The following is a 24644-nucleotide window of genomic DNA, read 5'->3' as shown; positions in this document are numbered from 1 at the left end:
GCCGCCTCCGCGCTTCCAGGTGACGTCGGCCTGGCGATGCCGGTGGCCGACGAGGCCCTGGCGACCCGACTCGCGGACCGGATGCTGGAGGTCGAGCGGGCGCTGGCGGGCCACGTGCGCAGCCGCGCGCCGTTCGTGACCAGCGCGGCGAGCCACCTGATGGAGGCCGGTGGCAAGCGCTTCCGCCCGCTCCTGGTCCTCCTCGCCGCCGAGACCGGCGCGAATCCCGACTCCGACGACGTGATCACCGCGGCCTGCGTCGTGGAGCTGACCCATCTGGCCTCGCTCTACCACGACGACGTGATGGACGAGGCGTCACTGCGGCGTGGGGCGGCCTCGGCCAACGCGCGCTGGGACAACCACGTCGCGATCCTGACCGGTGACTTCCTGTTCTCCAAGTCCTCCGAGCTGACCGCCGAGCTCGGCGCCGACGCCGTGCGCATCCAGGCCCGGACCTTCACCCGGCTCGTCGAGGGGCAGATCCAGGAGACCGTCAAGCCCGGCGCCGGTGAGGACCCCCTCGAGCACTATCTCGACGTCGTGGCGGGCAAGACCGGGTCCCTGATCGCGACCTCGGCGCGCTACGGCGCCCGCTTCGGCGGCGCGACGCCCGAGGTCGAGGAGGCGCTCACGGCGTACGCCGACATCGTCGGCACGGCGTTCCAGCTCTCCGACGACATCCTCGACATCTCCGCCGATGCCGCCGAGTCGGGGAAGACGCCCGGAACCGACCTGCGCGAGGGGGTGCCCACCCTCCCGGTGCTGATGGCCCGGGCGTCGGCCGGGCCCCAGGACGCCCGCCTGCTCCAGCTGCTCGACTCCGACCTGAGCGACGACGCGCTGCACGCGGAGGCCCTGACCCTGCTCCGCGCCCACCCCGCCGTGGAGCAGGCCCGGGCCTACGTCGTCGCGCGCGCGCAGGAGGCCAAGGCCCTCCTCGCCGTCGTCCCCGAGGGCCCCGTCCGCGACGCCCTGGCGATCTTCGCCGACCACGTCGCCACCCGCACCACCTGACTCAACGGACCGGGAGGGCCAACTCAACGAGCTGGGAGGGCCGGCGGCGGTGGCGGAGGGAGTCGACGGTGAAGATGGCGAGGGCGACCCAGACCAGGCCGAAGCCGAGCCAGCGGCCGATCGGCATGTCCTCGTGGAAGTAGATGATCCCGAGGGCGAACTGGAGGATCGGTGCCAGGTACTGAAGAAGCCCCAAGGTGGTCATCGGCACCCGGATGGCCGCTCCGCCGAAGCACACCAGGGGGACGGCGGTGATCAGGCCGGTGGAGAGGAACAGCAGCAGATGACCCGGCCCGTGCGAGGTGAAGGTCGACTGGCCTCGCGCCGTGAGCCAGACGAGGTACGCCAGGGCGACCGGCCCGATCACCAGCGTCTCGAAGGTGAGGCTCTCGATCGCGGGTGCGTTCGCCTTCTTCTTGCACAGCCCGTAGCTGCCGAAGGAGCAGGCCAGCACGAGCGCGACCCAGGGAAGCCGGCCGTAGTCGAGAGTCAGGGCCACGACCGCTAGCCCCGCCACGCCCATGGCCACCCACTGCCAGGAGCGCAGCTGCTCGCCCAGGATGAACACGCCCATCAGCACGGTCACCAGCGGGTTGATGAAGTAGCCCAGGGACGACTCGACGACGTGGCCGTTGTTCACCGCCCAGATGTAGGTCGCCCAGTTGACCGTGACCAGGACTGCGGCCAGCGCGAGGAGGCTCGCGACGCGTCGGTCGGTGGCGATCGCTCGCAAGGTGGAGGTACGGCGCAGGGCCAGCACCAGGATCCCCATCGCCACCAGCGACCAGAAGATCCGGTGGGCCAGGATCTCCAGGGCTCCGGCTGGCTCGAGCAGCGGCCAGTAGAGCGGGAAGAGCCCCCAGAGCAGGTACGCCGTGACTCCCAGGAGGAAGCCGCGGCGCTCCTCACCCATGCAGTGAGCCGGAGTGCGTCACCAGGTCACGCGACCGTCCAGGTGTCGCCGCCCCCGATGAGAGCGGCGAGCCGCTCGGACCTGGTGCCCGTGGCGCCAGCGGAGGCCTGGGTGATCTGGCTACGGGCGAGGTCGTCGTACGTCGGGCGGGCGACCTGGCGGAAGATCCCGATCGGCGCCCGGTGGAGCTGCCCCGCGTCTGTCAGCCGGGAGATCGCGAACGCCGTGGTGGCCTCGGGGCTGTGGGCGTCGTGGACCAGGACGTCGTCGAGGGAGACCTGGTCGGGTGCGTCACCGACCTCGACGATCTTGACACCACCGGTCGCGGCGTCGCGGATCAAGCCCTGGGAGCCGAAGCGGATCGGCTCGCCGTGCACCAGCGGGATGATCGCCTCGTCGCGGGTGACCGGCGACTTGACGGCGTCGAACGCGCCGTCGTTGAAGATCGGGCAGTTCTGGTAGATCTCCACCAGGGACGTGCCGCGGTGCTCGGCCGCCGCGGAGAGCACAGCGGTGAGGTGCTTGCGGTCGGAGTCGATCGTGCGCGCGACGAACGACGCCTCGGCGCCCAGGGCCAGCGACACCGGGTTGAAGGGGTGGTCGAGCGATCCCATCGGCGTCGACTTGGTGATCTTGCCGGTCTCTGACGTCGGGGAGTACTGCCCCTTGGTCAGGCCGTAGATCCGGTTGTTGAACAACAGGATCGTCATGTTCACGTTGCGGCGCAGCGCGTGGATCAGGTGGTTGCCGCCGATCGACAGCGCGTCGCCGTCGCCGGTCACGACCCACACCGAGAGATCCTCGCGCGAGGTGGCGATGCCGGTCGCGATCGACGGCGCGCGACCGTGGATCGAGTGCATCCCGTAGGTCTCGAGGTAGTAGGGGAAACGCGACGAGCAGCCGATGCCCGAGACGAACACGATGTTCTCGCGGCGCAGACCCAGGTCGGGCAGGAAGCCCTGGACCGCCTTGAGCACGGCGTAGTCGCCGCACCCGGGGCACCAACGGACCTCCTGGTCGCTGGTGTACTCCTTGCCGGTCTGCGGCTGGTCCTGGGTCGGCACCAGCTCGATCCCGCTCCGCATCACCGGCAGCGGCAGGTCGGTCTGCTCACTCGTGGAGGTCATCGGTCGTCTCCTGAGATCGTGGCGCGCACAGAGGCGGCGAGGTCGACCTCGATGCCCTCGGCGTCGGCCACCAGGTTGCCGATCGCCTCGGCGAGGTCGGCGGCCTTGAGCGGCATGCCGTTGACCTGGTTGTAGCCGACGGCGTCGACCAGGTAGCGGGCGCGCACCAGCATCGCGAGCTGGCCGAGGTTCATCTCGGGGATGAGCACCTTGTCGTAGCGCTTCAGGATCTCGCCGAGATCGCGCGGGAACGGGTTGAGGTGGCGCAGGTGCGCCTGGGCGACGTGGTAGCCGGCCTTGCGCACCCGACGGCAGCCGGCGCCGATCGGGCCGTACGTCGAGCCCCAGCCGAGCACGAGCACCTTCGCCGCCGCCTCGGGGTCGTCGACCTCGAGCGGCGGCAGCGACTCGGCGATGCGCTCCACCTTCGCGGCGCGCGTGCGGACCATGAAGTCGTGGTTGGCCGGGTCGTAGGAGATGTTGCCGTGACCGTCGCCCTTCTCCAGCCCGCCGATGCGGTGCTCGAGGCCCGGCGTTCCGGGGATCGCCCACGGGCGGGCCAGCGTCTGCTCGTCGCGGAGGTAGGGCCAGAACTCCCGCTTCTCCTCGACCTCCTCGCCCTGGTCCACACCGGCCCCGCCGGCCACGTCGGTCGAGCCTGTCGAGACCCTGTGGTTGGTCGTCCTCGCGAACGCCGGGTCGATCTCGGGGAGCTCGGCGAGCTCGGGGATCCGCCACGGCTCCGAGCCGTTGGCGAGGTATCCGTCGGAGAGCAGCATCACCGGCGTGCGGTAGGTGACCGCGATCCGGATGGCCTCCAGCGCCGTCTCGAAGCAGTCGCCGGGGGAGCGTGGCGCGACGATCGGGACGGGCGCCTCGCCGTTGCGTCCGAACATCGCCTGGAGCAGGTCGGCCTGCTCGGTCTTGGTCGGGAGGCCGGTGGACGGCCCGCCGCGCTGCACGTCGACGACGAGCAGCGGCAGCTCGGTCATCACCGCCAGGCCGATCGACTCGGACTTCAAGGCGATGCCCGGTCCCGAGGTCGTGGTGACTCCGAGGCTGCCGGAGAACGCCGCGCCGATGGCGGCGCCGATGCCCGCGATCTCGTCCTCGGCCTGGAACGTCGTGACCCCGAACGCCTTGTGCTTGCTCAGCTCGTGGAGGATGTCGGAGGCCGGGGTGATCGGGTAGGAGCCGAGGAACAACGGCAGCCCCGACTGCACGGCACCGGCCACGAGGCCGTAGGAGAGGGCGAGGTTGCCGGTGATGTTGCGGTAGGTGCCGGCCGGCATCGGCGCGGGCTTGATCTCGTAGGAGACCACGAACGTCTCGGTCGTCTCGCCGAAGCTCCAGCCGGCTTGGTACGCCGTGACGTTGGCGTCGCGGATGTCGGGGACCTTGGCGAAGCGCTTCTGCAAGAACGCGATGGTCGACTCGGTGGGGCGTCCGTAGAGCCAGGACAGCAGCCCGAGGGCGAACATGTTCTTGGCGCGCGCGGCGTCCTTGCGGGAGAGGCCGTACTTCTTGACGGCCTCGACGGTCATCCCGGTCAGGTCGAGCGCGTGCACGGCGTACTCCGAGAGCGAGCCGTCCTGAAGGGGGTCGGTGGAGTACCCCGCCTTGGCGAGGTTGCGGGTGGTGAAGTCGTGGGTGTCGACGACGACCGCCGCGCCCTTGGGCAGGTCGCCCAGGTTGGCGCGCAGGGCGGCGGGGTTCATCGCCACGAGCACGTCCGGTGCGTCGCCGGGGGTGAGGATGTCGTGGTCGGCGAAGTGCACCTGGAACGACGAGACGCCCGGCAGGGTGCCCTGCGGCGCCCGGATCTCGGCCGGGAAGTTGGGCAGGGTCGACAGGTCGTTGCCGAACGCCGCCGACTCCTGGGTGAAGCGGTCACCGGTCAGCTGCATGCCGTCGCCCGAATCGCCCGCAAACCGGATGATCACGCGGTCGAGCCGCTTGACCTGCTTGGACAACCTACGTGCACTTCCTTCGCCAGCGCCGGGCTCGACTCAACCCCTCCACGATAGTCCGGAGGGGGCCCGCGGCGGCAACGCCGGACTGTTCTCCCACGTGAGTCACGCCACCCCGCCGGGCCGTCCCCGCCTCGGCGGTCCCGAGTTTTGGGTAGGTCGACGCCTCGAGCGTCCCGAGATCTGGGAGCCCGCTCCTCCAATCTGCTAATGTCAAGCAAACAACGTGACTTACGTTGGGTAAACCCGATCAGCGAGGAAGAAGAGATCCCACCATGACCCACAGGCACAGGATCATCGCGCTGACCGCCGCGGCTGTCGTCGTCCCGGCCGTCCTGGCTGGATGCGGGTCATCCAGCGGCTCCTCGTCCGGCAAGGTGAGCGTCGTGGGCTTCTCGGTGCTCAAGACCGCCAACACGCCGGTCATCGCCGACTTCCAGAAGACCTCCGCCGGCAAGGGCGTCACCTTCTCCCAGTCCTACGGCGCGTCGGGCGACCAGTCCCGCGCCGTCATCGGTGGCCTTCCGACCGACGAGGTACACCTGTCCTTGCAACCCGACGTCGACAACATCGTCAAGGCCGGCCTGGTCGACTCCACGTGGGACCAGACCCCCACCAAGGGGATGCTGACCGACTCCGAGGTCGTGTTCGTCGTGCGCAAGGGCAACCCGCTGGGCATCAGGGGCTGGGACGACCTGACCAAGTCCGGTGTCAAGCTGGTCACGCCCAACCCGGCGTCCTCGGGCGGAGCCAAATGGGACCTCCTGGCGGCCTGGGCCCACGGCGAGGGCACGAGCGGCGGCGACCCCCAGGGGCAGGCCTTCGTGACCAAGATGCTCGGGAACGCCGTGGCGCTGCCCGACAGTGCCAGCGACGCGCTGGCCTCGTTCCTGGCCGGGAACGGCAACGTGCTGCTGGCCTACGAGAGCGACGCCATCGCGGCGCGCGCGGCCGGTGACGACATCGACTACGTCGTCCCCGACGACACCCTGCTGATCCAGAACCCCGTCGCCCTGACCAAGGACGCCTCGACGGCGGCCAAGGACTTCTTGAAGTTCCAGCTGAGCACGGCCGGACAGGCCGACTACGCCAGGTCCGGCTTCCGTCCGGTCATCGAGGGGACCAGCGTCGACGTTCCGGGCGCCAACGACCCGAGCAACGCCTACCCGGCGGTGCCGACCCAGTACACGATCGACAAGACGTTCGGTGGCTGGGACAAGGCCAACGCCTACTTCGACGACAGCACCGGAGCCATCGCCAAGATCCTCTCCGGTCTCCACGTCGGCGGCTGACGTTGTCATCTGCCGTCCTCGGACAGGACACCCGGGCGGTCGGGCGCGGCCGTCCGGGTGTCCGTCTGAACCTCACCCCGGGTTCAACGCTCGGGCTCGGGGTCGCCATGCTCTGGTTCAGCCTGCTCGTCCTGATCCCGCTCGCGGCCATCGTGGCCACGGCGGGCAAGGACGGCGTGCACGGGTACGTCGAGGTCCTGGAGAACCCGCAGACGTGGGCCGCGATCAAGCTCACGGTCGGCCAGTCGGCCCTCGTCACCCTGCTCAACGTGGTGATGGGCACGCTGATCGCGTGGGTGCTGGTGCGCGACCGGTTCTGGGGCCGTGGGCTGCTCGACGTACTCATCGACATCCCGTTCGCGATGCCCACCATCGTCACCGGCCTGGTCCTCCTCGGCCTCTACGGGCCCCAGAGCCCGCTCGGCGTCAACGTCGCCAACCAGCGGGCGTCAGTGACCTTGGCCCTCGCCTTCGTCACGCTGCCCTTCATCGTCCGGACCGTCCAGCCGGTGCTGGCCGAGCTCGACGCGGACGTCGAGGAGGCGGCCGCCTCGCTGGGCGCGCGCCGTCTCACGATCCTGCGCCGACTCGTGCTCCCGTCCCTGGTGCCGGCCATCACCGCCGGTGCCGCACTGTCGTTCGCCCGCGCCATCTCGGAGTACGGCTCCCTCGTGCTGATCAGCGGCAACCTGCCCTACAAGACCCAGGTCGTCTCGGTGCGCGTGTCCAGCTTCATCGAGGGTGGCGACCAGACCTCCGCCGCGGCGCTGGCGACGATCATGCTCGCGGTCGCGCTGTTCGTGATCGTGATGCTCGACATCATCCAGCGGAGGGTGGCGCGCCGTGGTTGAGCTCTCCGCGCCCGTCAAGTGGGCGCTCCGCCTCATCGCTGTCGGGTACGTCCTCATGCTGGTCGGGTGGCCGATGGTCACGCTCGCGCAGAACGCGTTCTCCGACGGTCTGACCAACTTCACGTCCGCGTTCAGCGATCCCGACGTCGTGCACGCGATGGTCCTGACCATCGAGATCTCCGGGTGGGCGGTGGCGATCAACACGGTCTTCGGCGTCGGGATGGCCCTCCTCCTGGTGCGCTACGAGTTCCCTGGCAAGCGCGTCCTCTCGGCCCTGGTAGACCTGCCGATGGCGGTCTCCCCGGTCGTCATCGGACTCGCGCTGCTGTTGGTCTACAACGGCCGGACGGGCTGGTTCGGGCCCACCCTCGAGGCGAACGGCGTCCAGGTGATGTTCGCCATGCCCGCCATGATCATGGCCACCTGCTTCGTCTCGCTGCCCCTCGTCGTCCGCGAGGTGGTCCCGGTGCTCACCGAGATCGGCGACGACCAGGAGCAGGCGGCCAGGAGCCTGGGCGCCAGCGCGACCCAGACCTTGCGCCGGATCACCCTGCCAGCCATCAAGTGGGCCGTCGTCTACGGTGTCGTGCTCACCTTCGCCCGTTCCATCGGCGAGTACGGCGCCCTCAAGATCGTGTCCGGCAACCTGAGCGGTCAGACCCAGAACGCCCCGTTGGTCATCGCCCAGCTCTACGACAACTTCGCCAAGGGCGAGGCGTACGCCGTGGCGTTCACGCTCGTCCTGCTCGCGGTGCTGTGCATCGTCATCGTCTCCCTGCTGCGCCCCAAGGAGTCCTCGTCATGAGTATCGAGATCAAAGACGTCAACAAGCGCTTCGGCGACTTCGTGGCGCTGGAGAACGTCAACGTGTCGCTGCCCACCGGGCAGCTGACCGCCCTGCTCGGCCCGTCCGGCGGCGGGAAGTCGACCTTGCTGCGGATCATCGCCGGGCTGGAGCGGGCCGACACCGGCACGGTGAGCATCGAGGGCGTCGATGCGACGCGGATGTCGCCACAGAAGCGCAACGTCGGGTTCGTCTTCCAGCACTACGCGGTCTTCAAGCACATGACCGTGGCGAAGAACGTCGCGTTCGGCCTGGAGATCCGCCACAGGTCGAAGGCCGAGGTCCGCGACCGCGTCGCGGAGCTGCTGAGGCTGGTCCACCTGTCGCAGTTCGCAGACCGCCTCCCGTCCCAGCTCTCGGGTGGGCAGCGCCAGCGGATGGCACTGGCGCGCGCTCTCGCCGTCCAGCCCAAGGTGCTGCTGCTCGACGAGCCGTTCGGGGCGCTGGACGCGAAGGTCCGCAAGGAGCTGCGCGACTGGTTGCGTCGGCTGCACGACGAGGTGCCGGTGACGACCGTCTTCGTGACCCACGACCAGGAGGAGGCCATGGAGGTGGCCGACGAGATCGTGGTGATCAACGACGGGCGCATCGAGCAGGTCGGCACTCCGGACTCGCTCTACGACCAGCCCGCCAACGACTTCGTGATGGGCTTCCTCGGTGAGGTGACCCAGCTCGGCAACGTCCGGCTCCGCCCCCACGACGTCGAGATCGCACGAGCCCCCGACCTGGCCGGCACCGTCGCCGCGGACGTCCTGCGGCTGACCCGGGTGGGCTTCGAGGTGCGCATGGTCGCCGGTACCGAGGATGGCCAGGAGGTCTCGGTGGTGACGACCCACGCGCACGCCCGGAGCCTGGACCTGAAGGAGGGCGAGCGGGTCTGGCTCACGCCGTCCTCGGGAGCAGCGACAGTCCCCGCCATGCACGCCCTCGTCCCGAGCGGGCTGGCCGGCTAGCGTCCGCCCAAGACCCGCGACTCGGCGGATAAGTACGTCGAGAACACGCCGAGTCGGCGCAAGTTGGCGCCCGATACACGCCGACTCGGCGCAAGTGGGGGCCCGATACACGCCGAGTCGGCTTATGCCGACTCGGCGTGGGGCGCGCCGGGGCGCTGGCGCCGGCGGCTGGACCCTCGAGGTCCGAGGTCAGCCCATCCCCATGCTGTCGGTGGCGGACGGCGAGGGCGCGCCGGTGCTGCCGCCCGTCATGTCGTCCATGGGGGCGGGACCGGCACCGGGCGGGGTGATCCCGTGGTGGATGAGCTTCCAGGCCGGGAACAGGCCCATCAACGGGCCCTGGACCTGGCCGAGCATGTCGCCGGCGTCCGCCGTCCACACGATGGTCTCGTAGCCCCCCGTGACCTCGCAGGCGAGCCTGCCCTCGGCCATGTCGTTCTTGGTGAGGTCCTGGCTGATGTGGTCCTGGATCGAGAAGTTGAGCGGGTGCTGGAAGGCATGGTTCCAGCTGCGCTCGCCGGACCGATGGTGCGCGTTGCAATCGCCCTTGTTGGTCTGCAACGGCGACCCGCGGAGCTGCTCGACGATCGCCTCGTAGGCCCGGTACATCGACTGCTTGTCCGGGTACGTGCGCACGTCGAGCATGCTGACGGCCGAGTCCGGGTTCGTGCAGACGACGTGGTCGGTGCTGCTCTTGCACGAGCTGGGCGGGATCAGGCCCTTGGCGTAGTGGTCGTTCGCCGAGCTCAACGCCGCCAGCAGCGGACTCTGGTGGTGGCCTCGGGCATGCAGACCGAGCCAGCCACCCGCCACGATCACGACCGCGACGGCTACCGCCGCGGCCACCCAGACCGTTCTCCGGTTCTGCTGTCCTTCGGCGGGAGCCGGCGCAGGGGAGCCCGGAACGGGAGAGGCCGCAGCAGCGACCGGCTCCGGCGCCGGAGGGGTCTGGGCCGGCGTGTCCTCGGCCGGCGCGGGCGCCGGGTTCCTGACCGCAGAGATCACCGTCTGGCTGTCGCCGGGAGCCGGCGCGGAGCGGGAGATCTCCGGGACGAGGCTCGCCCACGACTCGACCACCGAGGCGGCGAGGCCGTCGTCCATGCCCCAGGCGACCAGGCGCTCGGTCAGGCCCGGGACCAGTGACTGCGCGGTGCCGCGCCCGGCGGTGCGCAGCTCTGTCGGCACCCCTTCCTCGGCGCTGACCACGATCGCGTCCAGCTCGGCCCGATGCTGGTCGGTCGCCGACCCGAGCACGTCGCTGAGCAGGGCACGCAACGGCCCGGGGCGCGCCGCGGCGAGCCAGCCGTTGTCGGAGACCACCCGCTCGAGTGCGGCCAGGACGACGGGTGAGATGCGGTCAGCCATCGCCGTTCACCCCTCGTCCGGACGTCGCCCAGGAAGGAGCGCCGGGTCGATCAGCATGCTCCGGCCTGGCGCCGGCATGGGCACAGCCCCGCGGAACTGGGGTGTTGCGAGCGCCGGCTGGCCGGGGCGCGTTGCCCGTTTCCCGACCTTCCCTCCGACGGGGACGTCGGGCGGTGCCCCCGCACATGTCGTGCACGGAGCGGGGGTGACGATGACGGGTGGCGGCGGCGGGGCCGGGCGCCTCTTGATCCGGACGGTGAACGCACCGGTCTGGTTGCCCAGGTTGCCCTTGGCCTTCGGCACCGAAAGCCTCAGGTGCCAGGTCCCGACACTGCCGGCTCGCGCGCCCACCCGGAACTTGCCGTGTCGGTGGGTGCGAGAGCTCCCGATGGTGCGCCAGTGGCCCTTGAGCTTGCGCTGCACCATGACCTTCACCCCGGCGTCGCCCGGGAGCCTCTGTCCGGACACCGTGAGCCGCGCGCCCTTGAAGACCGACTTGTTGAGCAGGTGGCCGCGCACCTCGGCCCGCACGTCGACCGACAAGGTCTGCGACCGACTCGGAGAGAGCGCCACCGTGCCCGGGTACTTGAAGTAGTAGTCGGTGTGCTTCTTGAGATGCTTCAGCTCGAAGGCCGCGGCGTACTGGGCCGTGAAGCTCTTGGTCGAGACCTTGTGGAACTTCTTCGAGCCGTAGGTCCGCGCGTAGAGGGAGCCTCGGTCCCCGAAGTACACGAAGCCGCCGACCTTCCCCACGCTGGCCTCGTCATTGCGGTATCCGGCGAAGCCGTCGACCCAGTCGCTCTCGCCGTAGTTGCGAACGAAGTGCTTGAGCCCCCACACGAACTTGTCGGTGGGGCTGGACAGCTTGCGCCAGCCGCCGAAGCTGCTCTCGGTGCGGGCACCCTCGAAGTCGTAGGTCCGGGTGCCGCTGGTCGTGGCGACTCGTAGGTCATCGACGTACCAGTCGTCGCCATGGCAGCCGAGCTCGGGTCCGACGTACGCCCTGGCCCCGCTGCCTGACGACCGAGCGAGACCCTGGATGGTGTCAGAGACCGTGCCGGACGCCCAACTGGCTCCGAGCCAGTGGCTCCACGTCAGCGGGTAGTTGTCGACCTGGTTCCACGTGCCCCAGCCGGCCGAGTTGGCGCCCAGTGTCAAGGCACCCGCGTAGTAGCCGTCACTGAAGTCGCCGTCGGGCGCCAGGAAGGCGATCACGTTGCCCGCACCGCTGTCAGCGGTGTCCATGTAGGACGAGAAGCGCAGGTTGGTCAGGGACGCCGGAGAGTTGAGAAGCACCAGCGGCCCGGCCCCCTCGCCCGTTGCCCCGCCGCTGGCCCCGAACTGCCACCCGATCGCCCGCTGTCCGATCGTGCCCGGCTTCTTGTACAGGTCATAGACGTTGTTCGGGAAGGCGTCGATCGGATCGGGCGCCCAGGTCGTGCAGCTGCCCCCGGCGAGGTAGAGGCCGGCGCCGGCAAGATCGTGACCATGCACGGTCACCGGCACGTCGGCGGCCTGCGCCGGCGACACCGACAGCCCCACCAGACAGGCACTGATGGCCGTGCCGATGGCCGAAATGCACACGAAATTCCGCATGGCTTCCCCCCGGAGCGCTCGCGTCTACTTACCTCTGCCGGCCCGAGCCGCGCTCAGCATAGGCGCGAGGTGCCCGGGTGTCACCGGGTGGGATCCCCACCCTCAGCGCGACCTCAGCGGTGCCTCGGCTCCACCTTGCGACGGGCGCTCCAGCGGCCGTCTGGAGGCCTCAGCGCGACCTCGGCGCGGTGCTAGATTCTCCCAACTCCCGGGCCACCCTTGGGTCCCGTCGATGTGGAGGCGATCGTGGCGGACAACGATGACACTGTCGTGAGTGATGCTCTGGCCTCGGTGATCCGCGACCACGGATGGCGAGTCGCCGGAGACCCGCCTCGACTCCGAGCCTCCCTCAGCGACCTCCTCGGACCGGCCACGGACGACCACCGGGGTCTGGTCGACGCGCTGGTCGTCAGTGCGGAGGAGGGCACGCCGGGCGCGGTCCGCGACGCCGGGCGCGAGGCGTTGCCCGAACGGCGAGCCGAGCTCGTCGCTGCGCTCGAGGCCTGGGGCCTGACGGCCGAGCGGGCCGACTGGGTCCTCGCAGCGTGGACCGGCCTGCTGCCAGGTCGTACCGACGTCCCGCCCGACACGGCGCTGCCGCCACCACCCGCGACCGAGCTGCCGACGCCGACCTCCGATGACGCCGTGACCGCGCATGCAGCTCCCGTCGATGCGCCCGGTGGCGCGCTTCTGGGTGCAGGCGCGGCGCCGACCGAGTTGCCTGGTGCCGCCCCGACAGAGCTGCCGTCAACCGCGGTCGGCCAGACACCCCTCACCCCGCCAGGGTCGAAGGGCGAGTCACGGCCGCGCGGTCGCCGGACCTGGCTGGTCGTCGCGGCCGCCGCAGTGCTGGTGGCCGGCGGCACGGGCGTCGCGGTTGCGCTCTCGAACGGCGACAGTCCCACGTCGCAGCCGGGCACCGGGTCCGCGAGCCACGCCCCGGCCGTCGGGAAGAAGCTGCCGGTCGGCCGCGTCGTACTCGCGGCGAAGGCCGACCCGACCCGAGCGAAGCGCAACGCGGTGATGGCCGGGCGCGCAGGTGGCGTGCGGCTCAACGCCTTCGGCCAGGTCCCGAGCGTGGGGAGCGGGAAGTCCGCCGTCCTGCCGGCGGACGGGGGCTCGTTGGTGGCCTTCACCGTGGCCGACTGGTGCCCCGTGACGAAGTGCGCTCACTGGCAGGGACTGGGGTTGCACGTCGCCGTCGGCGGCTCGTCGCGCCCCCTGCCCGCAGGCGGAGACACGTTCGTCGTGTCGGTGCCTCGTGGCGAGCACGACGTCGCCCTCGTCCTGCCCGGCGGCGGCCCAGCTCAGCGGCTCTCGCTGCTGGACGGTCGTCCAGGCCCGGACAACATCACCGTGCTGACGCGCCGGCTCGGGCTGACCAAGGTGCCGGGCTCTGCCGTCTCGGTCGCGAAGTCGTCCGTGAGCTTCGTCCAGAACTCGGTGCGCACGAACACCCTGGCCCGCCACGTGTATGTGACCGCGGCAGAGCTCGGGTACTACGACGGCAAGCTCACTCCCACGAAGCCCGGTGACGCCCTGGTCTACGTGCACGCCTACTTCGAGTACGCCGGCTCCGGACACCAACGGCTGCTCCGCGACGAGGTCCACTTCCAACCTCGGGGCGCGGCGATGGTGGCGCCGATCGCCGACCCGTTCTACGGCGGCGACGGCACCGAGGTCTACGTCTTCGAGGTGCCTGGTGACATGAGGGCAGGGGACTTCGTCGTCGGCGGAAGCGGACTGCCGCGAGTGATCGCCCCCGGCAGCGCCACCTCGGGCGTTCCCCCCGGCACCCACTACACCCTGTCCCTCACCCCCGCCCGGATCCCCGTCCACCTCCCCTAGCCGCCGAAGTCCCACCTCGGCGGGGGAGACCCCTTGGTTGAGGGATGCGGTCGCGGGAGTGGCGGTCTAGCATCTGACCACTTCGGCACGACCTCAGTCCGACCTCAGCGACCCGTTGCACGGTGGGGGGAGACCCGACCGTGCAGGAGGAGACATGGACACGAGCGCTGCCGACACCCGGGGTACGTCGGCCGGGCCGGCCCGGGCGGAGGGGGACCCGTTGCCATCACTGACGGCGGCCGATGCCGCCTTCGTCGACGCGCTCCGCTCGGCGCTCGCGACGGATCCCGGGGCGGCGACGCGACCCGGGCTGCTGCGGCAGAAGCTGGAGTCTGCGCTCGGGCCGGACGAGGCGTCACGTCAGCGGCCGCTCGTGCACCAGGTCGTCGCCGCGTCGGAGGAGAACCTGCCGGGCTACCTCACCAGGATCATGCCGCTGACTGCGCAGTCCCTGCGCCAGCTCAGCGGCGACCTGGCCGCCGCTCGCGGCTGGAACCTCGCCACCGCACAGCGCGTCACCCAGATCTGGGCACACGCCCTGGGCTTCAGTGGCGTCGCGGACGACTGGCCCGCCGCCGAGCCGGTAGCCGGTGCGGCTGCGTCCGATCGTCCCCCTGAGGCGCCGGCGCCCGTGCCCGTCGCGGGTGGCACCGCCCTGCCCCCGGCACCGGCAGCCGGTGAGGCCTTCCCCCTCGACGTCGTTGCCGCGAACGAGACAGGCCCCGCCGTGGGCGACGGCAGCCCGGCCGTCGGGGCGAGCGCACCCACGCCCTGGCCCAGGCCCTCGCGTCGGCTGGCCAGGCGCCACTCGCGCACGGCCACCGGGGAGTCCGCGCTCGGAGTCACGAGGGGCTACGCCGGCATGTCGCTGTGGGTCTACATCCCGGTGGTCTCGATCTTCGTGCTCCTGCTGGTCGCGACGTTCGTGGTGCTGCACCTGTTGCTCGGTGTGCTGCCGATCTTGGTGGTCGTCTACCTCATGCGTCGCGCGTTGAAGGCGGGGGTGCTCGTCGCGACCGCGAGCGGGCTCGAGTTCACGGAGTACTCGGCCCTTGGCAACCGTCCGAAGCCGGGCGGGTTGCTCGCCGCGTCATGGGGTGAGGTGACCGCCGTCGACGGAACCTTCGCGGTGGTGCAGATGGCGGGTCACCGGATCGAGCTGGGACCGCTCGGCCGGCAGTTCGCGCGAGCGGTCGTGGAGCACGCCGGACGAGGAGCCTGAGTGTCCGGGTCAGGCCTCGATGCGTGCGGTCGCCGGGCCGAACTCGACGGTGGTGCCCGGGACCAGCCCGACCGCGCGCCCGGGCGGGACGTCTTGGGCCTGCCCCGACTCGTCCTTCGCGTGCCAGGTCCTCACCCCGACGTTGCGCAGGCCCCACAGGTCCGGTCGCTGCGGATGGACGACGACCTCACCCACGATGTCGTCGTAGCCGAAGTCCCAGCGCAGCTGGTGCCGGGTCACCTTGGTGCCGGCGTTGAGCACGAGGGAGCGGTCGCCGAAGCGCAGCCGCACGGGGGTGCTGATCGGCTGGCCGCACGACCAGCACGGCCTGAACGGCACGCCGTCGTCGGTGAGGTTCTCGGCACGGCAGGCGCAGACCACCACACCGTCCAGGAGCCGGGCCAGGTGAGCACGCCAGACGCCCTCGCGCACGCGACGCGCGGGGTCGTGCAGTCCGGAGGTGAAGGCCGTCGTGAAGTCCAGCTGGAGGTACGGCGGGAAGAGCGGCCAGTAGGCGAGGACCGCCGCGTGCACCGCGGGGTCCGGACGGTTGGAGTCGTCGTGGGGGTCGAAGACGAACACCGGGTCGGTGGCGAACAGTGCCTTCTCGGCGTCCGCGTCGAAGCACTCGAAGCGCAGCTCCCGACGCCCCTGGAGCGGGTGGTGCAGCATCAGCAGGTAGAAGATCAGCACCGACAGGGAGTACAGGTCGGTGGCGGTGGAGGGCATCGCCTCGCCCCGCACGATCTCGGGCGCCATGAAGCGCGAGGTGCCCAGCACCAGCGCGGGATCGCGCCCCTCGACGCCGATGTTGTCGTTGTCGCAGATCAGGGCGTCGCCGGTGGCCGGGTCGAAGAACACGTTGCCGTAGCTGATGTCGCGATAGCAGAGCCCCTGCGCGTGCAGCTTGAGGAACGAGTCCGCCAGCCCGATGCACAGACGGATGACGGTCGAGAAGGCCGTGGCTCCCGGGTCGTTGAGCAGTGTCGCCAGCGGACGGTACGGCGGTGGCCGCAGGGGCATCACGTAGCCGAAGCTGTCGGCACCGTCGAGGACCTCGATCGGCCACAGGAACCGCGACGTGGGTGCCGCCATCTGGACGAGCCGGTCGAGGGTACGTCGCTTGGCCGGCTGGGCGCGCTCGGGGAAGTACCACTTCACCGCCAGGGTCGACGTCTCCGACTCGAGCTCGTAGACCTCACCCTCGCTGCCCTCGCCGAGGAAGGCGCCGACGCGCCAGCTGCCGCCGTGCCGGGGGAGCACCAAGGGCGTCCCGGGTTCGAGCAGCACGCCACCCACCCCTCTTCCCCGGCCCCCGGTCGTGCGGTCGCCCCATTGTGCACGTGCGGGACCGATGGCGCGCGGGCGATCGGAGGGTCCGTGCGATGACGGCTCGTCCTGGCGTGGAGCTCGCGCGCCGACCGCTGCACTTCTTCCTGCTCGTGGACTGCTCGGGGTCGATGGCCTCGGCCGGCAAGATGACGGCGCTCAACACCGCCGTCCGTGAGGTCCTCCCTCACCTCGCCGAGACCGCCCAGAGCAACCCGCACGCCGAGATCACGGTGCGCTCGATCGGCTTCGCCACCGGAGCGCGGTGGCACATCGAGAGCCCGACCCATCCCGACGACGTCGTGTGGCAGGACCTCCAGCCTGGTGGCTACACGGATCTGGGTGCGGCCATCGACCTGCTGGCCACGGTGCTGACCGTCCCGCCCATGGACGAGCGCGCGCTACCGCCGGCGGTCGTGCTCGTCTCCGACGGGATGCCCACCGACGACTTCGACGACGCGCTGCACCGCCTCGCCGCCCTGCCCTGGGGGGCCAGGGCGGTGCGGATGGCGGTCGCGATCGGGCAGGACGCGTCGTACGACACCCTGACCCGCTTCATCGGCGACTCCGAGCTGGAGCCGGTGACCGCGTCCAATCCCGAGCAGCTGGTGATGGCGCTGCGGTGGGCCACCGTGCACGTCGCGAGAGCCGCGTCGTCGGTCGCCCCGAGCGGGCCGCCTCCTGCCCAGATCGCCACGGCGTGGCCGGAGGGGTCGGAGGAGGCGACGATCTGGTGAGGGACCCCGTGAGCATGGACGCGGTCGGCGCGGCGACGTGGCGCGTGACGTCCGCCTCGCGCAAGGGGTCCTCGCACGGCGACGACGTGCCCAACCAGGACGCCGTCCAGTTCCTCGCGGTCAAGGACGCCTCGGGTGCCGACGTATGCGTCGCCGCCGTCTCGGACGGGCACGGCGGCCGGCGCTACGTCCGGTCCGACGTGGGCTCGTCCCTGGCCGTCGGCGCCGCGGTCACCCAGGTCGCCGAAGCGCTGCGAGAGCACACCGGAGCGGAGTCCTTCGAGGCTCTGCTTCGTCGGGAGGTCCCCGAGCTGGTACGCGGCTGGCGGGCCAGCGTGCTCTCGCACCTGAAGGCACACCCCTTCACCGACGCCGAGTCGAGGCGGGCGGGCGCCGATCTCGGCAGCGACCCGGTCGTGGCGTACGGCGCCACCCTGCTCGTCGTCGTCGTCGGTGACCGGGGCGTGGGGCTGGCGCAGATCGGCGACGGCGACGCGCTGGTCCGCACCCACGGCTTCGCGACCCGGCCGGTCCCCGGAGATCCTCGCCTGGTCGCGGGCGAGACGACGAGTCTCTGCCTGGACACGGCGGTCTCCGACTTCCGGTACGCCGCGCTGCCCGGCAGCGCTGACCCCGACCTCGTGCTGCTCGCCAGCGACGGCTACGGCAACTCCTTCGCCGACAAGGACTGGTGGCGCGCGGTCGTCGGCGACCTGGCGTGGTTCCTGACCGACCACGACTTCGAGGACTTCGCCACGCAGTTCCCGACGTGGCTCGGGGAGTCCGCGCAGGTCGGCGGGGACGACGTGTCGGCCGTGGTGATCGCACGGTCGCCACTGGCAGTGGCCCCGGCCCGGGCCGGAGCCGTCGTGGTGGCACCGCCCGTCGCCAGCGACCCCGCGCCGGAGCCCGTCCTGGCCGGCGGTGGCGCGCGCCCGGCTCCGGCGACCGAGGTGAGGCAGGCCCTCCCCGACCTGACCCTGGTGAACCCGCCGATCCCGGCGGCGTACGAGGCGGTCGAGCCGGCGCCCTCGGCTGGTCGTCGTGCTCGGCGCAGGCTGGCGCTGCTGGTCGCCGCGCTCGTGCTGGTGGTCGCGGCCGGGATCGTCTGGTTCGCCACCGACGGATTCGGCACCCAGGGCGGGCCGGTCTCGCCGGGGCCCAGTCAGGGTCCGTCGCCGGGCGGTTCGAAGCAGGGCCATCCCCACCACCACCAGCCGAGCGGCAAGAACGACGGCAAGAACGACGGCAGCGGCGGCAAGAACGACGGCAACGGCGGCAAGAGCAAGGCCACCCCCGGCAAGGCGGGGCGTGCGATCCGATGAGCGATGCGGACCCCGCTGCGTTCCGCCCCGGGGCGCGACTGGCAGCCCGACCGCTGCACTTCATCTTCTTGCTCGACGGGTCGGGATCCATGAGCGTCGACGGGAAGATCGAGGCCCTGAACGACGCCATCCGGGGCGCGCTGCCCCACCTCGCCGCACTGGCCGAGCAGAACCCGTTCGTCGACCTGCTGGTGCGTGCCGTGGTCTTCGCCGACGGCGCGCGGTGGCACCTGCGGGAGCCGACACCGGCACGCGACGTGGCCTGGGCTCCGGTCTCCGCAGGCGGCTTCACCGACCTCGGTGCCGCCCTGGTCGAGGTCAGCTCGGTGCTCGCCGTCCCGCCGATGGACGCCCGGGCCTTCCCGCCGGTGCTCGTCGTGATCTCGGACGGGCGTCCGACCGATGCGTTCGAGGACGGGCTGGCGACGCTGATGGCGCAGCCGTGGGGAAAGCGCGCCGTCCGGCTGGCGATCGCCATCGGGTCCGACGCGGACGTCGACGTCCTTCAGCAGTTCATCGCCGACCCCCAGCTGCGGCCGTTCTCGGCCGGGGACCCCGAGCAGCTCGCCTATCTGGTGCGGTTCGTCTCGACCGCGGCGTCCCAGCTCGCGTCCACGCCGGCCGGCGAGTCGGCCGACCGCCGCATCCCGGAGCCTGCGGTTCCGAAGCCCGCCGCCGCGGGACTCATGGTCTGGTGACACGGGTTGGCTCACCCCCGCAGCACCCCGTCGGTCGAGAGCACGCATCGGTCGCCCCAGCCGTCACCGGGCTTCGACTCGCTCCACCGTCGCTCGCCCGCGCCGCCCGTTCGCGCACCTCAGCCCGACCTCAGAGCACCGCGCGAGAGTCATCGCGTCGGGAGAGGCCCGACACCGAGAACGAGGAGTTGATCAAGATGGCACGCATCGGTGGCGAGCTCGAGCAGCTGGTGAGTCTGCGCGGCGTGTTCGACCGCGAGGCCGGGACTGTCGAGGAGCTGACCCGCACGATCCGCGGCCAGCTGGCCGGCACGTCGTGGGAAGGCCCCGCGGCCGACCGGTTCCGGCAGCTGTGGGAGTCGGAGTTCGAGCCCAACCTGTCCAAGCTGCGCACGGCCCTCCAGGACGCCGCCCTCGAGGTCGCGCGTCGCCGTGAGGCGCTCCAGCAGGCCGGTAGCTGACCGGTTCGTCCCGAACCGAACGGCGCGAGAGACAGAACGGGAGCAGGACGATGACGACAGTGACCAACGACCCGGCGAGCATGCGGGCGGCAGCAGCTCGCCTGCGCTCCGGGGCGGACGGGCTCACGGCGAGCAGCAACCAGGTGGACACCCAGGTCGGGACCGTCACGTTCCAGGGACCGGCAGGGGACCACTTCAGGGTCGAGACCATCGGGGGAGTCTTCGACCTCAGGTCCGCGTCGGTGCGGATGCAGGAGCTGGCCGACCGGCTGGTTCGCGAGGCAGACCGGCTCGAGCAGCAGCAGCTGGCCGAGCAGCGGCAAGGGGGGTGTTGGTGATGTGCCAGGAGAAGATCCTGATCGACCCGAACCAGGTCCAGGCGTATGCCCAGGTTGTGGTCCAGGCGAGCAAGCAGGCGGGGGAGGCGGTCGGCGACGAGTTCCTCCTCGGGCCCACCCAGCAGGACTTCTGCGCCTGTGGCGAGCTGCGCTCCACGGTCCCCTGGGTCGACAGCGAGCTCACCGCGATCCACGAGCAGGTGCTCAAGGGCATCACGCGGGTCGCCGGGGCGGCCGGCCACGCTCTCCACCGCTCGGTGCGCCTCCAGCAGGAGCAGAACGTCGCGACCGACGTCAGCGCACCGGGCACGGTGTCCGGGACGGCGCCTTCGGTGGTCACGGTCTCACCTCAGCCGAGCAACCTCCCGGCCGACGCCAACAGCTGGACCCCCACCCAGCTGTCCAACTGGATCGCCACCAACCAGTACTCCAACGACCAGTGGATCAAGACCATGAACATGATGAACACCGAGGACCCGTTCGTCCTGCCCGACGACGTCGAGCATCTGGGCTACGACAGCCAGGGGAACGCGACGTACGACAACACCAACGGCACGGGGTTCAGCACCGATCCGCTGGACGTCAGCCTCGGTGACGACTGACGTCTCAGACGGGCAAGGCAGACATCGGCGCCAGGTCCAGGAGAGAATCCCAGGTGCCATGACCTCCAGAGTCCACGTCGAGCTCGAGGTGTCCCGATCGGACTCCGAGCCACGACCGATCTCCCTCACCGCCCCGGCCGATGCGTCAGCCGGGGCGGTGCTCGACGTGCTCGGAGCCCAGGCGGGACTGGTCGGGGCGTCCGGAGCCGTCCAGGCCAGGTCGTTGGTCTCGGGACGGTACGTCGACCGACGCGCGACGCTGCGCGACGTCGGGCTGCTGCGGGGCGAACGGCTCAGCCTCACCGTGGGGCTCAACCCCGGTGGAGTCGTGGGGGAGCTGGTGCGCTGGCCGGAGCGGCACGGGCCGGCCGACGACGGGCGCATCTCGCTCAACCGCCCGCCGCGCGCCGTCCACGACGAGCCGGCCCTGTCCGTGCCGGTCCCGTCCAAGCGCACCCACCACCCGCCCCGACGCTTCCCGCTCGGCGCGATCCTCATCCCGGTGGCCATCGGCGCGATCCTGATCCTGGTCGTACGCCGTTGGGAGATCGCCCTCTTCGCGCTCTTCACCCCGGTGATGGTCGCCTGGAACTACGTCGAGGAGCGCCGCGCCCGCGCCGACGAGCTGCGCGAGTACGGCCGCACCTATGACGAGGAGGTCGAGCTCACCTTCGCGCAGGTCCGGACCGTCACCTCCGCATGGGCCGACTGGATGCTGCGTCACCATCCCTCCCCGCGGGAGGTCGAGGCCACGGCGACCCGGCTGACCTCGCGTCTGTGGGAGCGCCATCCCGGTGACCCCGACTTCCTCACCGTGCGACTGGGACGTGGCACCCGCAGCGCTCCGGTCACCCTGCGCAACGACATGGCAGGTCTGGCCGAGCTCTCCGACAGCCCCGACTTCGCTGCGAGCGCCGTGGTCGCCGAGATGCCGGTGACCGTCGGCCTGACGGGCAGCGCGGGGCTGGCTGTCGTCGGCAGGGGAGAGGAGCTCGATCGCACGCTCGCGTGGCTGGTCGCTCAGGTCGTGGCGCTGCACAGCCCGGCCGACGTCCTGGTCGCAGGCGCGCTCACCGACCGTGACAGCGCGGAGTGCTGGCGCTGGCTGCCGCACGTCGCGCGCGGCTGGATCGCCACCGAGCCGGTGACGATGGCCGCCGGTGCCGACGAGCTGCTCGACTCCGTCGCCCGGCTCGCCGAGCAGCGGCGAGTGGCGCGAGACCGGCCCAGGGCCGGTGGCGCCGGTGGGGATCCGCTGCTGGTGGTCTTCGTCGACGGGCGTTGCCACCCCGACCGCGCTCGCCTGTCGGAGGTGCTGGGCGCCCACGACGTCGGCATCGTGACCGTCTGGATGGGCGATGACCCGCGGGCAGCGCCCAGCACCGTGTCACACCTGCTGACCCTGGCCGGCGACCACGCCGACCTGGTGACGATGCGAGGTGGTGAGCGGGCGGTGCTGGCGCCGGAGCACCTCACGCGGGCCGCGCTCCTCGACCTGTCCGCCTCGCTGGCGCCCGTGCGTGACGCGGCCGACCTGCATCAGGTGATGTCGGTGCCCGACCGGGTCGCCCTCGACGACCTGGTCCCCGAGCTGGCCACCCCGGCGGGCATGCGGCGGCGCTGGGAGCAGGCGCCGATCACGCAGCTGACCGCTCGCCTCGGGCTCGGCGACGACGGTCCGTTCGACCTCGAGCTGGGTCCGAGCGGCTCGCACGCGCTCGTGGGCGGGACGACGGGATCGGGCAAGTCCGAGCTCCTCCAGACGATGGTGGCGTCGCTGGCCGCGTCGTACCCGCCGAGCAGGGTGGGCTTCCTGCTCGTCGACTACAAGGGCGGCGCGGCGTTCAAGGACGCGATGCACCTCCCGCACTGCGTCGGCGTGGTGACCGACCTCGACGACCACCTGACCCACCGGGTCATGGTCGCCCTCGACGCCGAGATCAAGCGCCGGGAAGGACTGCTGGCCGGTCGTGGGGCGCGCGACCTGACCGAGCTGCGCCGGAGCCATCCGGACGCCGCGCCCGGCGACCTGGTGATCGTGGTCGACGAGTTCGCCACCTTGGCCAAGGAGATCCCCGCGTTCGTCGAGGGCGTCGTCGACATCGCCGCCCGGGGCCGCTCGCTGGGGCTGCGGCTCGTGCTGGCGACCCAACGACCCGCGGGGGTGATCAACGACCGCATCCGGGCCAACGTCGGGGTCCGGATCGCGCTCCGGGTCAACGACGAGGCCGACAGCATGGACGTGATCGACTCGCGAGAGGCCGCACACATCCCGCGCACCCTGGCCGGGCGTGCGTTCGGCCGGGTCGACCGTGCGCTGACCGAGTTCCAGAGCGCCTTCGTCGGCGCCCCGGTGCGCGAGGGCGTGGACGCCGCGATCGAGGCTCGCGACCTGTGGGGCGGGACGGCGACCCCTCCCGTCTCCGCGTCCGCGGTCGGTCGCACGGTGCTCGAGGAGCTGGTCGCCTCGGCGCAGAAGGTGACCAGGCTCGGGCAGTGGCAGCCCCCGCACGTCCCGTGGCTCCCCGCTCTGGCGCCCGTCCTGCCCCTGCCCGAGCTGACCGCGCGGATCCCCGTGCTGCCTGCGGCGTCGGTGGTGCTCGGACTGGCAGATCTGCCCGAGCAGCAGGACCAGCAGGTGGTGGGCTTCGACCTCGCCCATCACCAGAACATGCTGGTGTTCGGGACCAGCAGGAGCGGCAAGACGACGCTGCTGCGCACTCTGGCCGCGGGCTTCATCGGCTCGCACGGCCCCGACGAGGTGGTCATCGCAGGTCTCGACTTCGCCGGTCACGGGCTGCACGTGCTGGAGGGAGCTCCTCAGGTCGCGGGCATCGTGGGGGCCGACGACATCGGCCGGGTCGGGCGGCTGCTGCGTCGGCTCACGGCCATGACGGAGCAGCGCAAGCGGATGATCGCCGGCCAGGGTCTGACCAGCTTCGCCGAGCTGGCCGAGCGCAGCGACGCCCGGCTCCCCCGAGTGCTGGTCCTGCTCGACGGCTACGCCGGTGCCACCGCCGCCCTCGAGCGCGTCGACGGCGGTCGCCTCCTCGAGCGCCTGGAGCGGCTGATCCCGGACGGACCCGGGGTGGGGCTGCACTTCGTGGTCACTGCCGACCGACGGGCCGCGGTGCCCAGCTCGCTGACCAGCGTGATCACGACGCGGCTCGTGCTCCGGATGGCGGAGCGCGACGACTATGCGCTGGTCGGGGTCCGACAGGATCTGGTGCACCACGCCTCGATGGGTCCGGGTCGCGGCTTCATCCAGGGCACGACCGAGGTGCAGGTCGCGGTGGTGGCCTCGCCCGACCCGCGGGCCGAGGCCGCCGCGATCGACGAGCTGGCGCAGTCCGCCCGTCAGCGGTGGAGCGTCCCGGTGCGCCGGCTCGCGCGGATGCCGGGGCAGGTGCGCCTCGACGACCTGCCAGCCCCGGCGTCGCCGTTCGCGCTCACGTGCGGCGTCGGTGACGACGACGTCCAGCCCGCGGTGCTCGACCTCACGGACGGTCATGCGCTCGTCGCGGGCCCCCCGCGCAGTGGGAGGACAACGGCGTTGGCCACCCTCGCGGTGTCGGCTGGACGAGCGTCCGAGCCGCCCGCGAAGGCGCTGCTCAGGACCCGGCGTTCACCACTCGACGACGTCGTCGCCTGGGACGTCGGGCCCGTCGACGCCACGGATCCGGAGTCGGTCACGCGAGCACTCGGCGAGGTCGACGCCCTCCTCACGGCGGGCCGCTCCGTCCTGTGCCTGCTGGATGACGTCGACTCGATGCCGGACGAGGTGTCCACGGCGCTGGAGGAGCTGAGCCGTCGGGGCCGGGACGAGCCGGTGCGCCTCGTGGCCGCCGTCGACAACCGCTGGGCGATGCGCGCGTACGCCGGGCTGGTGCCCGAGATCAGGCGAGGCAAGCGCGCCCTGCTGATGTCGCCCGACGTCGAGCTCGACGGCGACCTGGCCGGTGTCAGGCTGCGGACCCCCCTGGAGTCCCTGGCCCTCCCGGGCCGGGGCTTCCTTACCTCTTCTGGTGTATTCGAGCTCGTGCAGGTCGCACTTCCGCCCTTGACCTGACACCATGCAGCCACCTCGGGACCGTCGTGGCTCGGGCCCGACCTCAGTGCCGGCTCAGTGTCACGCCCCACCGTGTGGGTCAGTACCAGA

20 protein-coding genes are annotated in these 24644 nt (G+C 71.2%); 14 read left to right on the top strand and 6 right to left on the bottom strand.

Annotated features, from left to right (window positions below; translation table 11 throughout):
• Window positions 1–36 precede the first annotated feature (36 nt).
• Window positions 37–1014 carry a polyprenyl synthetase family protein gene (locus VHW64_RS20045; RefSeq protein ID WP_329652374.1) on the top strand — a complete coding sequence of 326 codons (978 nt, stop codon included), beginning with the start codon at window positions 37–39 and terminating at the stop codon, window positions 1012–1014.
• Between the two features lies 1 nt (window position 1015).
• Here the strand turns inward: VHW64_RS20045 and rarD are convergent, their stop codons facing one another.
• Genes rarD through VHW64_RS20030 form a run of 3 tightly spaced genes read right to left on the bottom strand, consistent with a single transcriptional unit; the run spans window position 1016 to window position 5027 of the window.
• Window positions 1016–1927 (bottom strand): EamA family transporter RarD, encoded by a 912-nt coding sequence (gene rarD / locus VHW64_RS20040; RefSeq protein WP_329652344.1) that lies wholly within the window; start codon window positions 1925–1927, stop codon window positions 1016–1018.
• A gap of 26 nt (window positions 1928–1953) precedes the next feature.
• On the bottom strand, window positions 1954–3054 hold the full coding sequence (locus VHW64_RS20035) for a 2-oxoacid:ferredoxin oxidoreductase subunit beta (protein ID WP_414690550.1): 1101 nt from the start codon (window positions 3052–3054) through the stop codon (window positions 1954–1956).
• Complete coding sequence (locus VHW64_RS20030) at window positions 3051–5027, bottom strand: 2-oxoacid:acceptor oxidoreductase subunit alpha (RefSeq protein WP_329652343.1); 1977 nt, start codon at window positions 5025–5027, stop codon at window positions 3051–3053. The genes VHW64_RS20035 and VHW64_RS20030 overlap by 4 nt, the downstream gene beginning before the upstream one ends.
• Before the next feature lie 272 nt (window positions 5028–5299).
• On the opposite strand from VHW64_RS20030, the gene VHW64_RS20025 reads away from it, so the two are divergent.
• The 4 genes from VHW64_RS20025 (at window position 5300) to VHW64_RS20010 (ending at window position 8964) form a co-directional block, all read left to right on the top strand.
• Entirely contained in the window at window positions 5300–6316 is a 1017-nt protein-coding gene (locus VHW64_RS20025; protein WP_329652342.1) for an extracellular solute-binding protein, read from the top strand.
• Window positions 6317–6423: 107 nt separating this feature from the next.
• Window positions 6424–7167 carry a sulfate ABC transporter permease subunit CysT gene (gene cysT / locus VHW64_RS20020; protein ID WP_414690549.1) on the top strand — a complete coding sequence of 248 codons (744 nt, stop codon included), beginning with the start codon at window positions 6424–6426 and terminating at the stop codon, window positions 7165–7167.
• Window positions 7160–7972: a sulfate ABC transporter permease gene (locus tag VHW64_RS20015; RefSeq protein WP_329652341.1), complete on the top strand. Its 813-nt coding sequence runs from the start codon at window positions 7160–7162 to the stop codon at window positions 7970–7972. Before cysT ends, VHW64_RS20015 begins: the two co-directional genes overlap by 8 nt.
• Entirely contained in the window at window positions 7969–8964 is a 996-nt protein-coding gene (locus VHW64_RS20010) for a sulfate ABC transporter ATP-binding protein (RefSeq protein ID WP_329652340.1), read from the top strand. The genes VHW64_RS20015 and VHW64_RS20010 overlap by 4 nt, the downstream gene beginning before the upstream one ends.
• Window positions 8965–9153: 189 nt before the next feature.
• On the opposite strand, the gene VHW64_RS20005 is transcribed toward VHW64_RS20010, so the two are convergent.
• Window positions 9154–10329 carry a hypothetical protein gene (locus VHW64_RS20005; RefSeq protein WP_329652339.1) on the bottom strand — a complete coding sequence of 392 codons (1176 nt, stop codon included), beginning with the start codon at window positions 10327–10329 and terminating at the stop codon, window positions 9154–9156.
• 6 nt (window positions 10330–10335) lie between these two features.
• Complete coding sequence (locus tag VHW64_RS20000) at window positions 10336–11913, bottom strand: hypothetical protein (protein WP_329652338.1); 1578 nt, start codon at window positions 11911–11913, stop codon at window positions 10336–10338.
• A gap of 282 nt (window positions 11914–12195) precedes the next feature.
• Here VHW64_RS20000 and VHW64_RS19995 point away from each other — a divergent pair, with 282 nt between their 5' ends.
• Window positions 12196–13773, top strand: coding sequence for a hypothetical protein (locus VHW64_RS19995; RefSeq protein ID WP_329652337.1), 1578 nt, complete (start codon window positions 12196–12198; stop codon window positions 13771–13773).
• Window positions 13774–13927: 154 nt separating this feature from the next.
• The gene (locus VHW64_RS19990; protein WP_329652336.1) at window positions 13928–14995 is read left to right on the top strand and encodes a hypothetical protein; all 1068 of its coding nucleotides are present in this window, start codon (window positions 13928–13930) and stop codon (window positions 14993–14995) included.
• A 9-nt stretch (window positions 14996–15004) separates the two neighbouring features.
• Here VHW64_RS19990 and VHW64_RS19985 read toward each other — a convergent pair whose 3' ends face one another.
• Window positions 15005–16285, bottom strand: coding sequence for a serine/threonine-protein kinase (locus VHW64_RS19985; RefSeq protein WP_329652335.1), 1281 nt, complete (start codon window positions 16283–16285; stop codon window positions 15005–15007).
• 95 nt (window positions 16286–16380) lie between these two features.
• Between VHW64_RS19985 and VHW64_RS19980 the strand changes: the two genes are divergently transcribed.
• The 7 genes from VHW64_RS19980 (at window position 16381) to VHW64_RS19950 (ending at window position 24554) form a co-directional block, all read left to right on the top strand.
• The gene (locus tag VHW64_RS19980; RefSeq protein WP_329652334.1) at window positions 16381–17061 is read left to right on the top strand and encodes a vWA domain-containing protein; all 681 of its coding nucleotides are present in this window, start codon (window positions 16381–16383) and stop codon (window positions 17059–17061) included.
• Window positions 17058–18386, top strand: coding sequence for a protein phosphatase 2C domain-containing protein (locus VHW64_RS19975; protein ID WP_329652333.1), 1329 nt, complete (start codon window positions 17058–17060; stop codon window positions 18384–18386). The genes VHW64_RS19980 and VHW64_RS19975 overlap by 4 nt, the downstream gene beginning before the upstream one ends.
• Window positions 18383–19084, top strand: coding sequence for a vWA domain-containing protein (locus VHW64_RS19970; protein ID WP_329652332.1), 702 nt, complete (start codon window positions 18383–18385; stop codon window positions 19082–19084). The genes VHW64_RS19975 and VHW64_RS19970 overlap by 4 nt, the downstream gene beginning before the upstream one ends.
• Window positions 19085–19281: 197 nt before the next feature.
• The gene (locus VHW64_RS19965) at window positions 19282–19545 is read left to right on the top strand and encodes a WXG100 family type VII secretion target (protein ID WP_329652331.1); all 264 of its coding nucleotides are present in this window, start codon (window positions 19282–19284) and stop codon (window positions 19543–19545) included.
• A 59-nt stretch (window positions 19546–19604) separates the two neighbouring features.
• Window positions 19605–19883, top strand: a complete 279-nt coding sequence (locus VHW64_RS19960) for a hypothetical protein (protein ID WP_329652330.1) — start codon at window positions 19605–19607, stop codon at window positions 19881–19883.
• The gene (locus VHW64_RS19955) at window positions 19880–20485 is read left to right on the top strand and encodes a hypothetical protein (protein WP_329652329.1); all 606 of its coding nucleotides are present in this window, start codon (window positions 19880–19882) and stop codon (window positions 20483–20485) included. Before VHW64_RS19960 ends, VHW64_RS19955 begins: the two co-directional genes overlap by 4 nt.
• A gap of 58 nt (window positions 20486–20543) precedes the next feature.
• On the top strand, window positions 20544–24554 hold the full coding sequence (locus tag VHW64_RS19950; protein WP_329652328.1) for an FtsK/SpoIIIE domain-containing protein: 4011 nt from the start codon (window positions 20544–20546) through the stop codon (window positions 24552–24554).
• Window positions 24555–24644: the final 90 nt, after the last annotated feature.

Source organism: Nocardioides sp., assembly GCF_036267815.1.
Lineage (GTDB): Bacteria > Actinomycetota > Actinomycetes > Propionibacteriales > Nocardioidaceae > Nocardioides.
The sequence above is the reverse complement of the archived record's forward strand: the minus strand, read 5'-3'. Positions and strand labels throughout refer to the sequence as shown.

What these genes read in the sequence shown, in the direction of transcription:
- VHW64_RS20045 (WP_329652374.1), top strand. Translation starts at nt 37, where the DNA reads ATGCCGGTGGCCGACGAGGCCCTGGCGACCCGACTCGCGGACCGGATG.
- rarD (WP_329652344.1), bottom strand. Translation starts at nt 1,927, where the DNA reads ATGGGTGAGGAGCGCCGCGGCTTCCTCCTGGGAGTCACGGCGTACCTG.
- VHW64_RS20035 (WP_414690550.1), bottom strand. Translation starts at nt 3,054, where the DNA reads ATGACCTCCACGAGTGAGCAGACCGACCTGCCGCTGCCGGTGATGCGG.
- VHW64_RS20025 (WP_329652342.1), top strand. Translation starts at nt 5,300, where the DNA reads ATGACCCACAGGCACAGGATCATCGCGCTGACCGCCGCGGCTGTCGTC.
- cysT (WP_414690549.1), top strand. Translation starts at nt 6,424, where the DNA reads ATGCTCTGGTTCAGCCTGCTCGTCCTGATCCCGCTCGCGGCCATCGTG.
- VHW64_RS20010 (WP_329652340.1), top strand. Translation starts at nt 7,969, where the DNA reads ATGAGTATCGAGATCAAAGACGTCAACAAGCGCTTCGGCGACTTCGTG.
- VHW64_RS20005 (WP_329652339.1), bottom strand. Translation starts at nt 10,329, where the DNA reads ATGGCTGACCGCATCTCACCCGTCGTCCTGGCCGCACTCGAGCGGGTG.
- VHW64_RS19990 (WP_329652336.1), top strand. Translation starts at nt 13,928, where the DNA reads ATGGACACGAGCGCTGCCGACACCCGGGGTACGTCGGCCGGGCCGGCC.
- VHW64_RS19980 (WP_329652334.1), top strand. Translation starts at nt 16,381, where the DNA reads ATGACGGCTCGTCCTGGCGTGGAGCTCGCGCGCCGACCGCTGCACTTC.
- VHW64_RS19970 (WP_329652332.1), top strand. Translation starts at nt 18,383, where the DNA reads ATGAGCGATGCGGACCCCGCTGCGTTCCGCCCCGGGGCGCGACTGGCA.
- VHW64_RS19965 (WP_329652331.1), top strand. Translation starts at nt 19,282, where the DNA reads ATGGCACGCATCGGTGGCGAGCTCGAGCAGCTGGTGAGTCTGCGCGGC.
- VHW64_RS19950 (WP_329652328.1), top strand. Translation starts at nt 20,544, where the DNA reads ATGACCTCCAGAGTCCACGTCGAGCTCGAGGTGTCCCGATCGGACTCC.